13 protein-coding genes are annotated in these 13,466 nt (G+C 50.7%); 9 read left to right on the top strand and 4 right to left on the bottom strand.

All coding sequences use genetic code 11. From position 1 onward, the window contains the following. Positions 1-24: 24 nt before the first annotated feature. The 5 genes from Z042_RS14015 to Z042_RS13995 all read left to right on the top strand — a co-directional run bounded on the left by Z042_RS14015 (position 25) and on the right by Z042_RS13995 (position 6,340). A complete protein-coding gene (locus Z042_RS14015) occupies positions 25-870 on the top strand; it encodes an AraC family transcriptional regulator (protein WP_024911057.1) in 846 nt (281 codons plus the stop codon). 196 nt (positions 871-1,066) lie between these two features. Beyond that, on the top strand, positions 1,067-1,987 hold the full coding sequence (locus tag Z042_RS14010) for a dihydrodipicolinate synthase family protein (protein ID WP_024911058.1): 921 nt from the start codon (positions 1,067-1,069) through the stop codon (positions 1,985-1,987). Positions 1,988-2,049: 62 nt separating this feature from the next. Then, positions 2,050-3,687 (top strand): aldehyde dehydrogenase (NADP(+)), encoded by a 1,638-nt coding sequence (locus Z042_RS14005; protein ID WP_024911059.1) that lies wholly within the window; start codon positions 2,050-2,052, stop codon positions 3,685-3,687. Between the two features lie 56 nt (positions 3,688-3,743). Next, positions 3,744-5,309 (top strand): APC family permease, encoded by a 1,566-nt coding sequence (locus tag Z042_RS14000; protein WP_024911060.1) that lies wholly within the window; start codon positions 3,744-3,746, stop codon positions 5,307-5,309. A 17-nt stretch (positions 5,310-5,326) separates the two neighbouring features. Further along, complete coding sequence (locus tag Z042_RS13995) at positions 5,327-6,340, top strand: Ldh family oxidoreductase (RefSeq protein WP_024911061.1); 1,014 nt, start codon at positions 5,327-5,329, stop codon at positions 6,338-6,340. A 104-nt stretch (positions 6,341-6,444) separates the two neighbouring features. On the opposite strand, the gene Z042_RS13990 is transcribed toward Z042_RS13995, so the two are convergent. Beyond that, entirely contained in the window at positions 6,445-6,873 is a 429-nt protein-coding gene (locus Z042_RS13990) for a universal stress protein (RefSeq protein WP_025297156.1), read from the bottom strand. Positions 6,874-7,735: 862 nt separating this feature from the next. Between Z042_RS13990 and cycA the strand changes: the two genes are divergently transcribed. Then, entirely contained in the window at positions 7,736-9,133 is a 1,398-nt protein-coding gene (gene cycA, locus Z042_RS13985; protein ID WP_024914009.1) for a D-serine/D-alanine/glycine transporter, read from the top strand. Positions 9,134-9,196: 63 nt separating this feature from the next. Here the strand turns inward: cycA and Z042_RS13980 are convergent, their stop codons facing one another. Beyond that, entirely contained in the window at positions 9,197-10,114 is a 918-nt protein-coding gene (locus tag Z042_RS13980; RefSeq protein ID WP_024914010.1) for a DMT family transporter, read from the bottom strand. A 67-nt stretch (positions 10,115-10,181) separates the two neighbouring features. Between Z042_RS13980 and Z042_RS13975 the strand changes: the two genes are divergently transcribed. Further along, positions 10,182-10,757 carry a helix-turn-helix domain-containing protein gene (locus Z042_RS13975; RefSeq protein ID WP_024914011.1) on the top strand — a complete coding sequence of 192 codons (576 nt, stop codon included), beginning with the start codon at positions 10,182-10,184 and terminating at the stop codon, positions 10,755-10,757. Positions 10,758-10,787: 30 nt separating this feature from the next. Here the strand turns inward: Z042_RS13975 and Z042_RS13970 are convergent, their stop codons facing one another. After that, positions 10,788-11,711 carry a LysR family transcriptional regulator gene (locus Z042_RS13970; protein WP_024914012.1) on the bottom strand — a complete coding sequence of 308 codons (924 nt, stop codon included), beginning with the start codon at positions 11,709-11,711 and terminating at the stop codon, positions 10,788-10,790. Positions 11,712-11,779: 68 nt separating this feature from the next. On the opposite strand from Z042_RS13970, the gene Z042_RS13965 reads away from it, so the two are divergent. Both Z042_RS13965 and Z042_RS13960 read left to right on the top strand, forming a co-directional pair. Next, the gene (locus Z042_RS13965) at positions 11,780-12,403 is read left to right on the top strand and encodes a LysE family transporter (RefSeq protein WP_024914013.1); all 624 of its coding nucleotides are present in this window, start codon (positions 11,780-11,782) and stop codon (positions 12,401-12,403) included. 251 nt (positions 12,404-12,654) lie between these two features. After that, positions 12,655-12,966, top strand: coding sequence for a hypothetical protein (locus Z042_RS13960; RefSeq protein ID WP_024914014.1), 312 nt, complete (start codon positions 12,655-12,657; stop codon positions 12,964-12,966). Between the two features lie 132 nt (positions 12,967-13,098). Here Z042_RS13960 and Z042_RS13955 read toward each other — a convergent pair whose 3' ends face one another. Continuing rightward, entirely contained in the window at positions 13,099-13,335 is a 237-nt protein-coding gene (locus Z042_RS13955) for a hypothetical protein (protein WP_024914015.1), read from the bottom strand. Positions 13,336-13,466 lie beyond the last annotated feature (131 nt).

Raw genomic sequence — 13,466 nt, 5'->3', positions numbered from 1 at the left:
CAGTTCACTGGAATAGGTATGGATATGCGATTAGCTCCCGAATACCCCGTGAGCCCGCTTTCTTCCCAGTGTGTGGAAGAAAATGAGGATGACGTGTTTGCGATTGAACAGCTTTCCCGGCTGTGCGCGGGCTTGGCACAGCAGCGCCCAAACAACCTGAACAGCATACTTAACTCATTGGCTTTGATTGCGCCACTGCTGAACGCCATTCCCAATGTGGTGTTCTTTATCAAAGACGCGCAGGCACGTTATCTGCTGGCAAATCTGACACTTGCTAAACGCTGTGGCTTCAAAACGGTGACGCCGCTGTTAGGCAAAACATCGGCAGATGTTTTTCCAACCCAATTAGGTTCCGGCTATACCGAACAGGATCTACGGGTTCTGCATCATGGAGTCCAAATTCAAGATCAACTAGAAATGCATCTTTACAGCGGGCGTGAAACGGGCTGGTGCCTGACACAAAAGCTGGCTCTATATGATATGCAAGGCAAAATTATCGGCATGGCGGGCATTTCGCACGATTTACAAGAAGCTAGATCCAACCATCCTGCATATCAACGCCTAGCGGCGATTGATGTCTATATTCGCGAACACTTTTCCCGACCTATCACCTCAGAAGAATTAACAGCACTCACGGGGCTTTCTGTGGCGCAAATCGAGCGTTACTGCAAACGTATTTTCAATCTGACTCCGCGCCAGATGATCCATAAAGTCCGCCTTGAAAAAGCAACTGAGCTGTTGGCGAGCGATCTCCCGATTACCGATATCGCGTTACAGTGCGGTTATACCGATCACAGCGCTTTCAGCCGGCAATTCAAAGCGATGACCGGTTCGACACCACGCGATTTCCGCACCGCACACCCCCTCTAACTTATTGAAATAAAAATACGGCTGGCATTAACACGCCAGGTTCACTGTTTTGTGTTATTCCCTGCCATTGTGCCAATTTCGTCATGGCAATCGGCGAAAAACGTCAAGCCCCCTCAGACAATAGCGGTCAATCTGTTATCGAACGTCACCAATAATTCACCATTGATTAACAAAACCAGATAACAGGATAAAAGCGATGAATTCTAAAAACATCAACTGGAGCGGTGTATTCCCCGCAGTTACGACCCAGTTCCGCAATGATTTCTCTCTGGATCTCGATGCGACTCATTCGGTCATCAAAAACCTGGTTAAAGACGGTGTTTCCGGCTTGGTGGTCTGCGGCACAGTAGGAGAAAACACCTCGCTTACCATGCAAGAAAAGCTATCAGTCATTGAGGTCGCGAAAGACGCGGCCCAAGGCAAAGTTCCCGTGATCGCAGGTATTGCCGAATTCACCACCGCGTTTGCACAGAACATGGCGCGAGAGGCTCAAAAAGTGGGCGTTGACGGTATCATGGTGATGCCAGCGCTGGTTTATTCGGCCAAACCCCACGAAACTGCCGCCCATTTCCGCAGCGTGGCTGGCGCAACCGATCTGCCAATCATGGTTTACAACAACCCTCCCATTTATAAAAACGATGTCACTCCCGACATCCTCACCACCTTGGTGGACTGCGACAACATCGTCTGTTTTAAAGACTCTTCCGGCGATACCCGCCGCTTTATCGACCTGCGCAATGCCGTGGGCGATCGTTTCGTGTTGTTTGCAGGCTTGGATGATGTGGTACTCGAAAGCATCGCCGTGGGCGCAGAAGGCTGGATCTCCGGCATGTCCAATGCTTTCCCACGAGAAGGAGAAACGCTATTCCGGCTGGCGAAACAAAAGCGCTTCGAAGAAGCGTTGACGCTGTACCGCTGGTTTATGCCGCTGTTGCATCTTGATGCCCGCCCAGATCTGGTGCAGTGCATCAAGCTTTGCGAAGCACTCGCTGGCCGTGGCAGTGCCGTTACTCGGCCACCACGCCTGCCATTGCAGGGGGAAACGCTGCGTGAAGTCACTGCCACTATCGAAACCGCACTGGCAAACCGCCCCATCCTACCCGATGTCGGGATGTAAACACTCTGGTATTGCCCGGTGTCTGGCCGGGCATAGCATCTCTTAATTCACAAGGGAAACCCATGCCGAACAACAGCGACATCACCATCAGCGGTAAACAGTTTATCGGAAGCCAACGCGTTGCCAGCGGCAAGGCAGAGCTTGCCAGCCTGCGCGCCGATAACGGCCAACCCAGCGGTTATCGCTTTTATCAAGCTAGCATCGCAGAAACTTGCGCCGCTGCTGAAGCCGCCGCACAGGCTTTTAACGCCTATTCACAGACCAGCGCAGAACAGCGGGCACTTTTTCTCTGCGCCATTGCGGATGAAATAGATGCACTGGATGAGTTTTTTTTCACCTACGCCATGCAGGAAACGGCCCTGCCGTTAGCCCGCCTACAAGGGGAGCGCACCCGTACCAGCAATCAACTGCGCCTGTTTGCCGAACTGCTGCGCCGCGGTGATATCCATGGCGCACGTATTGATGGTGCCCAACCTGATCGCACACCGCTACCGCGCCCTGACCTGCGTCAGTATCGGATCGCATTAGGCCCGGTTGCCATTTTTGGTGCCAGCAATTTTCCATTAGCTTTTTCTACGGCCGGAGGGGATACCGCCGCTGCATTAGCCGCAGGTTGCCCGGTGGTTTTCAAAGCACACAGCGGTCATATGATTACCGCAGAGTTTATTGCACAAGCTATCGAACGTGCAGTGCAGCAGCAACAAATGCCTGCCGGTGTATTCAATATGATTTTCGGCGCACGCATCGGTGCTGAACTGGTACAGCATCCAGCTATTCAGGCTGTGGGGTTTACCGGTTCGCTGCAAGGTGGCCGTACCTTGTTTGATTTGGCAACACGCCGCCCACAGCCCATTCCGGTGTTCGCAGAGATGTCGAGCATCAATCCCGTCGTGATTCTGCCCCAAGCGCTGGCTCAACGCGGGCAAGCCATCGCACAAGAACTGGTGGCATCATTCACATTGGGTTGTGGCCAATTTTGTACTAAACCGGGGCTGATTATCGGTATTCGCAGCCCCGCTTTCAGCCGGTTGGTTGATGACTTAAAAACCTGGGTGAATGCCGCCACACCGCAGCACATGCTGAATGCAGGAACCTTGATGCACTACCGCAGTGGGGTGCAGGCATTGGCTAAACATCCAGAAATCGAGCACTTGGCTGGCAACCAAGAGATGCCCCCCTATCTAGCCACCGCTCAGCTCTACCACGCTAACCGCACATTGCTGCTCAAAGGCGATCCTTTGTTACAAGAAGAAGTCTTTGGCCCGGTAGCCATAGTGGTAACCGTAGAGGATCAGCATCAATTATTTACTGCGCTAGAGCAGTTGCAAGGCCAACTTACCGCCACGCTACTTGCCGAGGCGGACGATATGTCCTTTGCTGCCGAACTACTGCCTTTGCTAACACGCAAAGCCGGGCGTGTGCTGTTCAACGGTTATCCCACCGGGGTGGAAGTTTGCGATGCCATGGTACACGGGGGCCCTTATCCCGCCACCAGCGACGCGCGGGGAACCTCCGTCGGAACTTTGGCTATCGAACGCTTTCTGCGCCCCGTCTGCCTACAAAACACGCCATCAGCCCTACTGCCAGCTGCCTTACAGGATAGTAATCCTCTTAACTTGCTGCGGCTAGTGAATGGCGCTTATACGCGCGCAGCACTAAATGGCTCCGCCGATGATGCATTGGAAACAAAGCTCACGTGACCGGCGAATCATTAAAGCCCCTTGGAAATCGGGTATACATTACAAAGGATTATCTTATGGCAACCCAAGGCAAATTTAAAAAACAGCTTACACTCACCGATTTGACCTTTATCGGCCTAGGTGCGATCTTCGGTTCTGGTTGGTTGTTCGCCGCCAGCCATGTTTCCTCCATTGCCGGGCCTGCCGGGCTCTATTCATGGTTGATTGGCGGGCTGGCAGTCCTGCTGCTCGGCATCGTTTACTGCGAATTGGGGGCTGCATTACCCCGCGCTGGCGGCATTATCCGTTATCCGGTGTTTTCGCACGGTGAGTTGATGGGGTATTTACTGGGGTTTATCACGCTGATCGCTTTTTCCAGTTTGATCTCAATCGAAGTCGTCGCTGCCCGCCAATACGCCGCCGCCTGGTTCCCACTCCTCACTCAACCAAACTCCAGCGACCCAACGCTGTTAGGTTGGCTGGTGCAATTCTTACTGTTGTGTTTCTTCTTTGCCCTCAATTATTACAGTGTAAAAACCTTCGCCAAATCCAACAACCTGATTAGCGTGTTCAAATTCATCGTTCCATTATTGGTGATCGGGGTGCTATTTACCTTCTTCAAACCAGAGAATCTGCGCAGCCAAGGTTTTGCCCCTTTCGGTGCTGCTGGGGTCGAAGCCGCTATCTCAGCAGGGGGTATTATTTTCGCTTATCTTGGCCTGACACCGATTATCTCGGTGGCCAGCGAAGTACAAAAACCGCAACGCACTATACCCATCGCCCTGATTCTTTCGGTAGTGCTTTCCACCGTTATTTACGTCCTGCTGCAACTAGCGTTTCTCGGCAGTATCCCTAGCGAAATGTTGGCCGAAGGCTGGGCTGGCATCAGCAAACAGTTTTCTCTGCCTTACCGTGATATCGCCATTACCTTGGGTATGGGCTGGCTGGCATTTCTGGTTGTGAGTGATGCTATCATTTCGCCAAGTGGCACCGGCAACATTTATATGAATGCTACACCGCGCGTTATCTACGGCTGGGCACGTGCCGGTACGTTCTTCAAAATATTCACCCGAGTAGATAATGAATCTGGCATTCCACGCCACGCTTTGTGGTTGACCTTCACCCTCTCCATTTTCTGGACGCTGCCTTTCCCGTCGTGGGAACGCTTGATTGGTGTGGTCTCGGCTGCACTGGTATTGAGTTATGCCATTGCGCCAGTCACTGCCGCCGGGCTGCGCCGCAACGCAGCGAATCTACCCCGACCATTTTTTGTTCGCGGCTTCTGCGTACTTGGGCCTTTGTCGTTTATTATTTCGGCACTGATCGTTTACTGGTCGGGCTGGAATACCGTTTCCTGGCTGCTCGGCCTGCAAATTCTGATGTTCTTCATCTATATTCTGTTCAAAAATCAAGTACCCACTCACATCATCAGCCTAAAACAGCAAATTTACTCCTCCCTGTGGCTGATCGCTTTCTACGCACTGATTATCATCGCCTCTTATCTGGGCAGTTTTGGCGGGATCGGTGCCATCGAACATCCTTGGGATACCCTGCTGGTCGCTGCCATCGCACTAGTGATTTACTACTGGGGAGCCTATACCTGTCTGCCTCAAGCGAATTTTGCTGAGGACGAAGAAGAGTAATGAATAAGGAAGAAAACATGACACAAACCGTAACTCTATCATTAGATGATGCTTATCAATTGGCACATCGTGCATTACGCAGTAATGGGTTCAGTGCCGCACACGCTCACGCAGTTGCGCAAAACGTCACTACCGGGGAACGTGATGGCTGTGCCTCCCATGGCTTGTATCGTGTATTAGGTTGCGTCCGTTCACTGTGGGCGGGCAAGGTTTCCGCCGATGCTGAACCAAAGCTGATCGACACAGCCCCGGCGATTCTGCATGTGGAGGCGGGCAATGCTTTCTCTCTGGTGGCTTACCAAACGGCCTTGCCCGTATTTATCGAAAAAGTGCGCCATTGCGGCATTGCGGCACTCGCTATCAACCATTGCGTGCATTTCTCTGCTCTGTGGGCCGATATCGAACCGCTGATTGAGCAAGGATTGGTCGCTTTGGCCTGTACACCAAGCCACGCTTGGGTAACGCCAGCAGGGGGAACTCAACCGCTGTTTGGCACTAACCCCATTGCCTTCGGTTGGCCGCGTCCACAGCAACCGCATTTTATTTTTGATATGGCGACCAGCGCTGCCGCACGCGGTGAAATTGAACTGCATCGCCGCGCGGGCAAGCCTTTACCGGAAGGATGGGGGCTCGATCAGCAGGGCCAGCCCTCCACTGATGCTACCAGCGTCTTGCAGGGTGCCATGCTAACTTTCGGTGGGCATAAAGGTTCAGCTCTGGCAGCCATGGTGGAACTGATTGCTGGGCCACTGATTGGTGATATGACCAGCCAAGAGTCGCTGGCCTACGATGAACAGACCGGTTCTTCTCCTTATGGCGGGGAATTGATCATTGCCATGGACCCGCAACGCTTTCTGGGGGCTGAACAAAAGGCGCATTTCGCCCGAGCGGAAAACCTGTTTGCCAATATGCAGGAGCAAGGTGCACGTATCCCAGGAGAAAGGCGTTTTCAAGCCAGGCAGCATAGCCAACGGTTCGGTGTAACGCTGCCGCAGAATTTGTACAATGAAATTGTGGCGCTGTGTCAGTAATCGGCAGGCCCGCCGTTGGCGGGCCTGATGTGATAACGGAAGGGTTTCAAGTTACAAACGGTAAATACGCCGTTCTGCAACTTGAAGCACTGCGGGTAGAAGAATTACCGGACCACCATCACCGAGATTTTGGCATGGCGAACAATGGCAGCAGCGTTCGAACCAAGAAGATAGGTTTTTACACTTGGCCGACGAGAACCAATCACAATCAGATCGGCCTCTATCTCTTCCGCAAGTTGTAACACTTCGTCGCGCGGGGAACCAAAGCTGATGGTATACGCTAAATTCTCTAACGGCAGGTCGATTTCCGCCATGATTTTCTTCAACCCTTCGATAGCTTTCACCTCCGCCTGATTTTCAAACTCTTTGATTCCAAAAGAGTAAGCGGTAACAAATGCCGAGGCATCCGGCAAAGCATGGAAGAAATGCACTTTGGCCCCGGACATTTTTGCCAGATACTCCACATGCTTGAGGGCATGCTCGGTCAATACATCCTCTGAAATGTCTACCGGTACTAAAATGGTCTTGTACATATTCAATCCCTTCTTGGTTTACCGCGATGAAATAAGGTTATCTTCTGATTAGCTTACTGCCGAGTAACACTCTGGTGAACCGATTTATGCTGCTTTTGTGATCGGCAGGGCAGGAGAAGATAAGCTCAGCATAGCGCGCTGCTTCTGCCTTGTTATTCTTCAGAGGCCAATTTTGGCAGCCAGATCTTTTTTGTAAGCTCACCCAACTTAGCGATTAAGGAAAAACCATCGGCAGTTGCAGACTTTGGCATTGTTGTTTTTACATTCGGCCAATAATAGGTCACGAAATCAACACGCTGTTATAAGCCAGCTTCGCTACTGCCATATGATCAGGAGACTAAATAGTACAGGTGCCAAACCATGACCGCTTTATGAAACCAATGATTTTTACTTTTGTGACCACTTCCGCAAAATCAGAAAAATATACACTACGCTGCCGAGTTCCCCCCCCCCGATAAGGCACCCATCACCGCCATAAACTGATTAAAACTCAACTGCCCTTGCAAAAATCAGCCTTTATAACGTGGTAATCCTCTTGGCAAGGAAACATGAGCTTAGTTGCTTATATACATTAGTTTTTCTCATGCGAATTATTCAACACTCCATTTAATCAATAAGATAACCCGTAGCAGCGCTGTTCATTTGCCATAGCAGAGAGTAACCTTCCGCCTCTTAGATATCCGATATTCCTCTGCAATATATAGAATTATCGACTTTTATCCCGCACACGGATGTTGTAAAAATGTTGCGCAAAAGGTAACTATATTGGGTTAACTTACTAAAACCCACATAGACATATAAGAAAGAGCCAATTCAAAGCTCACACTTTCACTCATGACAGGTAAAACAGGACATCATCAAGATGGTAGAACAATCTAAAATAGCAACGGATGCCACTCCTGCATCAGAAACACATCTCAGGCGAAACCTTACAAACCGGCATATTCAGCTGATTGCTATCGGGGGTGCAATTGGTACGGGTTTGTTTATGGGTTCTGGCAAAACCATCAGCCTGGCTGGGCCGTCCATCATTTTCGTGTATATGATCATCGGCTTTATGCTGTTTTTCGTGATGCGCGCGATGGGTGAATTGCTGCTTTCCAATCTGGAATATAAATCCTTCAGTGATTTCGCGGCCGACCTGCTCGGCCCATGGGCTGGTTTCTTCACTGGCTGGACTTACTGGTTTTGCTGGGTCGTCACCGGGATTGCCGACGTGGTGGCCATCACCGCCTACGCTCAATTCTGGTTTCCAGATCTGTCACAGTGGATAGCCTCTCTGTTATGCGTCTTACTGTTACTTAGCCTGAACCTGGCGACGGTAAAAATGTTCGGTGAAATGGAGTTCTGGTTCGCGATGATCAAAATCGTCGCCATTATCAGCTTGATTATTGCTGGCTTAATCATGGTTGCCATGCACTTCGAAGCGCCTAACGGCAGCGTCGCGTCCTTCACGCATTTATGGAATGACGGTGGGATGTTCCCGAAAGGCATCAGCGGTTTCTTCGCCGGTTTCCAAATCGCGGTATTCGCCTTTGTGGGGATCGAACTGGTGGGCACAACTGCCGCAGAAACCAAAGATCCAGAAAAAGTGCTGCCACGGGCCATTAACTCGATCCCTATTCGCATCATCATGTTCTATGTATTTGCGTTGATCGTCATTATGTCTGTCACACCATGGAGTTCCGTGGTTGCCGACAAAAGCCCGTTCGTTGAATTGTTTGTGCTGATTGGTTTGCCCGCAGCGGCCAGCGTGATTAACTTTGTCGTGCTCACCTCTGCCGCTTCTTCCGCTAACAGCGGGGTATTTTCCACTAGCCGCATGTTATTTGGTCTGGCGCAAGAGGGCGATGCGCCAAAATCATTTTCTACTCTGTCCCGGCGCGCAGTACCGGCTAACGGTTTGACCTTCTCCTGCGTTTGTCTGCTGGGCGGTGTAGTGTTGATTTACCTGATCCCGAACGTAATGACCGTATTCACCCTGGTCACCACCGTTTCGGCAATTCTGTTTATGTTTGTCTGGACCATCATTTTGTGTTCGTATCTGGTTTACCGTAAACAACGCCCGGCCTTGCACCAGAAATCAATCTACAAAATGCCTGCTGGCAAGTTGATGTGTTGGGTCTGTATGGCATTCTTCGCGTTTGTGCTGGTACTGCTGTCATTGCGCGATGATACCCGTCAGGCGCTGGTTGTCACCCCATTGTGGTTTATCATTTTGGGGATCGGTTATCAATTTGTCCGCCGCAAAAAAGCCTGATTCATCGAATTGCTGCAACGCCGCGTTTTCACGTGGCGTTGTGGTTTTCAAGGCAGGAAAACATTATTCCACCAAGGCTTCCGGCTTTGGTTTATTACGAATACGCAGTTCACTGACAATCACTCCAAGCACAATCAGCACCGCCCCAATCAGTGCCATACCCGGTAAACGCTCACCGGCGATACGCCCAACGATCCCTGCCCAAACTGGTTCACCAGCATAAATGAGCGTAGCACGTGTCGGTGAAACACTGCGTTGTGCCCAGTTCATGGTCAGTTGAATCAAGGCGCTGGCGATCCCCAACCCCACAGCGCTGTAAAGCAGCTGGCTAGAGAATGCGGGTATCGATTCACCGGTCGGCATCATCATCATAAATGACAGCAGCGACGCAGTGGCCAATTGAATGATAGTGACTCGTCTAACGTTAACCTTGCCTGCAAAAACGCTTATCAGGATCACTTCAGCTGCGATCGCCAACGCACCAATCACCGTCAGGATCTCACCTGTGCTGAATGCAATGACAGAATTGCTTGGCCCAGCCAGCAGAATCAGCCCACTGAATGCCAGCAACACACCGAGCCAGGACATCAGCCCAGGCAAACGGCCAAGTACCAGCCATTGCAGCAGCGGTACCATTGGGACATATAACGCAGTAATAAATGCCGACTGGCTACTGCTGATCGTCTGCATCCCCACCGTTTGCAGCCCATAACCAAGCATGATAGCTGTCCCAATAAACATCCCTGCTTTCAGTTCATACCACGTCGTGTTGCTCAGTAAACGCCAGGAAAACAGCCCAAGTACCCCCGTTGCCGTTGCAAAACGCAACCCAACAAAAAAGAACGGCCCACTGACCGACATAGCATGATGTACCGCCAAAAAGGTGCAACCCCAAAGCATAGTGATCAAGATCAGCACTGCCTCTTGCGGTTTAATCTTTAGGAATATTGTGGAAATAGAGGATTTCTTGATCGCCGACACTAATTTGCCCTTCTTGCTGAGTGCAATATAGTGCACAGTTCCTATCAGTATGAGGCATCGCCTGCGCATGAGCAATATAGAGCCCAGCGGTAAAAATGAGCCCCCAAAGGTATTGCAATATTTGAGTATCAACGTGCGTGGTTATCGCCAGCAGGCAGGCTTAAGCCAAACAGCGCTGGCAGAGCAAGCCGGTATCAGCCGGCGTATGCTGGCCGGGATCGAAGCCGGTGATCGCAACGTCAGCCTGGTAATCTTGGATAAACTTGCCGCGGTACTGAATGTCTCGTTTACTGACCTGATTCAAGCACCGGATGTCAGTGGTTATCTTCTGGTAAACCCGTTGGCCTGGCAAGGCACAACAACGGCAAGCCAGGCTTTGTTGGTTGCCAGTGTGCCCGCACGCCAACGGGTGGAACTGTGGGAATGGCGGTTAACACCAGGTGAACAATATGATTCGCAGCCAGACGCCGAAGGTTGGCACGAAATCCTTTACATTATCGATGGCACCTTAACATTGCTGCTGGAGCAACACAGCGTCACATTGCATGCCGGGGAGACGCACGTTTTTGCCAGTAACCAGCGCTATGCCTACGCCAACCGCACCCATCGGCCACTGCGCTTTATCCGCAATGTGGCATTTTAATCCATTCACCAACCATCGTAGCGGCAAAGCTCAAGAATCTGAATTGGCTTGCAGCCAAGCGATCACTTTGGCTAGTGGGCTACCGGGTACTACCTGGTGTTCCGTCAATAAGCAATAACCACTGCCATCCTGCTTAAAACCAAATGGAGCAGCGAGTAACCCGGAATTGATATCATCACGCACATGTTGCCAAGGGCCAATAGCAATGCCAACACCGGCCACTGCCGCCTGCAAGCTGAAATAGAAGTGATCGAAATACTGCTGCGGCTGGCTGATCAGTGAAATTCCCTGCGAGTTTGCCCAATCACGCCAGGCATGTGGCCGGGTAGAAGCATGCAACAACAGGGCATCATCACGTAAATGTTTTTCCACGCCATTGTCGACGATAAAATGCTCGAGCATCTCAGGCTTGCACACGGGGCCAACCTTCTCAATAAACAAAGACACACTGTGCATATTGTTGCCCCAATCAAAATCATTACGGCGTATCGCCACCGTGGTGCCATCGCGAAAAGAAAAAGGCCCGCCACCCGCCACCAACTGCAGATTAATATTCGGCAGTGCTTGTTGAAAGGCAGGTAAACGAGGGATTAACCAACGCATTAACAAAGTTGGTTCACAGGAAAGAATGATAGGGGCATCCTGTGCCTGTTGGTACAACTCCTGAGCGGTATTCTCCAGAATACCGAATGCCTGCTGCGCGGCCTGATACAGCTTACGGCCAGCCGCCGTCAGGAATACGCGCCGATGGCGGCGTTCAAACAATGCGACACCCAATTCGTCTTCTAGCGCGCGTACCGCCCGGCTCACGGCGCCGTGCGTCAGACTCAGGCCTTGTGCTGCCAAGGTGAAACTTTCCCTGCGTGCGGCAGCTTCAAAACAGCGTAGCCCACTTAGTGAGAGTTGTCGGCCGACTTTGCGTGAGTATTGCTCACAGATATTGTCAGTTTTCATCGTTTGTCTCCGCGCATTTTTCTTCTTATAAATCAATTACCAATTTTTAATTATTGTACTCGATAACTATGAACGAACTCTTAGCTGTAGTCATTATTACTTTACTCGCCGTCATTAGCCCTGGGCCTGATTTTGCTATGGTATCGCGCAACAGTCTGCTGCTTTCACGCCGTGCGGGGTTGCTGAATGCCTGTGGTATTGGCGCTGGCGTACTGATCCATGTCTCTTATGCTCTTATCGGCCTGGGGATGTTGATCCTACAATCTTTATGGTTATTCTCTTTTCTAAAAATCATAGGGGCTGCCTGGCTGATTTATCTGGGGATCAATATGCTGCGCCAGACTTACGCACCACTACCACCGCCAGCCCAACCCGCCCTTTCTACCACGGCCAGTCATTTGAGCGCGCTCAAAACGGGATTTTTAACAAACCTGCTGAATCCAAAAACCACCTTATTCATTGTCAGCCTGTTTATGCAGATAGTGAGCCCCCAGACTTCGCTCGCTGTGCAGATAGGTTATGGACTGTTTATTTCATTGGCCCACGTTGCCTGGTTCAGTATTGTGGCCCTGTTCTTTTCATCACCCGGCATCAACGCCCACTTCCTACGCATGCGTAAAGGCCTTGATCGGCTTTTTGGTGGGATACTCATCGCTTTTGGTGCCGTACTGGCGGCAAGCAGTCTCAAGTGATAATGAATCAACGGACCGAGCACTCCGTAAAGCCATTCTCCCCTTGAGCCAGCCATCAATCTGCTCCATCTTGTTGCTAAACCACGGCAAGGCTAAAATACCACTCAGCCTGCCATTCAAAATCTGAACGTCATGGTCGATTCAAGCTATGTTCTGCCTGCCACCGCTAGCCAAGGCCAGGCTTTCTGTTTTTGCGTATTGCAAAGGGAAATAAATCAGTGTCTAAAGATTTTGATGAACTAATAAGAGACATGGATGTTATTATTGAAAATGTAGACAGTTTCAAGGCGCTGGTCCCACGTGCACCTCAACAGGCAATAGAGCCGCCAGCGATTCATGCTTATGATTCGTTCTGTGAAAACATTGCGCTGAAAGTGGTACTGAAAGTTTTACTTTCGTCGGTAGACAAAATCGTGAAGGTGCAGATCGCCAATAAAGTTGAGCAGGAGATTGCCCTGATAGAGCAGCAGGTCATGCGTGCAGGGGGTGGCCCGGTCACTTCGGCAGATCTAGCACAAATGACGCAGTATGTTCGCCGCACCGTCAGTGAGTTACTTGATTAGGTTTATCACCGCCTGGCAATACCGTGCCAGGCTTCGTCAAAGCAACCATTCCATTTTCGGCTATAGCACAATCTTTTCTTGAAGCAGGGCAGAATTAAATGTTTCGATTGATTGTGCAGGTAATCAACTGGCTTAAAAAATGCAGGACAAACGCCTGGGTGGCGGGCTCAACGGGCTGGTTTTGGTGACTTTGACCGCTTTGGCCGGATCGCCCGCAATAAATTCCAGAGTTGGCGAATAATAAAAGGGTAACCAAGCCTCATAGCTACTCTCCCACTCCCATTTCACTGGGCATGGCCACAAAATATCTTCATGTAAAATGTAGTAGATCCACCTCCCATGTGGACGGCGCGGCTTAACTGTTTTCATAATGCCATCAATAAGTTTCTCACCCATTACCATCTGCTCAATAGCCCTGGCCATTGAACAACCATATTACCTCAACCTTCCCACCTGAGGCGAGAAGCACCACTCTTTGCTTTATTTGTTGTTTTGATTAT

Origin of the sequence: Chania multitudinisentens RB-25 (assembly GCF_000520015.2) — a bacterium.
Classification (GTDB): Bacteria; Pseudomonadota; Gammaproteobacteria; order Enterobacterales; family Enterobacteriaceae; genus Chania; species Chania multitudinisentens.
Note: the sequence above shows the minus strand (reverse complement) of the source record. Positions and strands in the feature narration are given on the sequence as shown.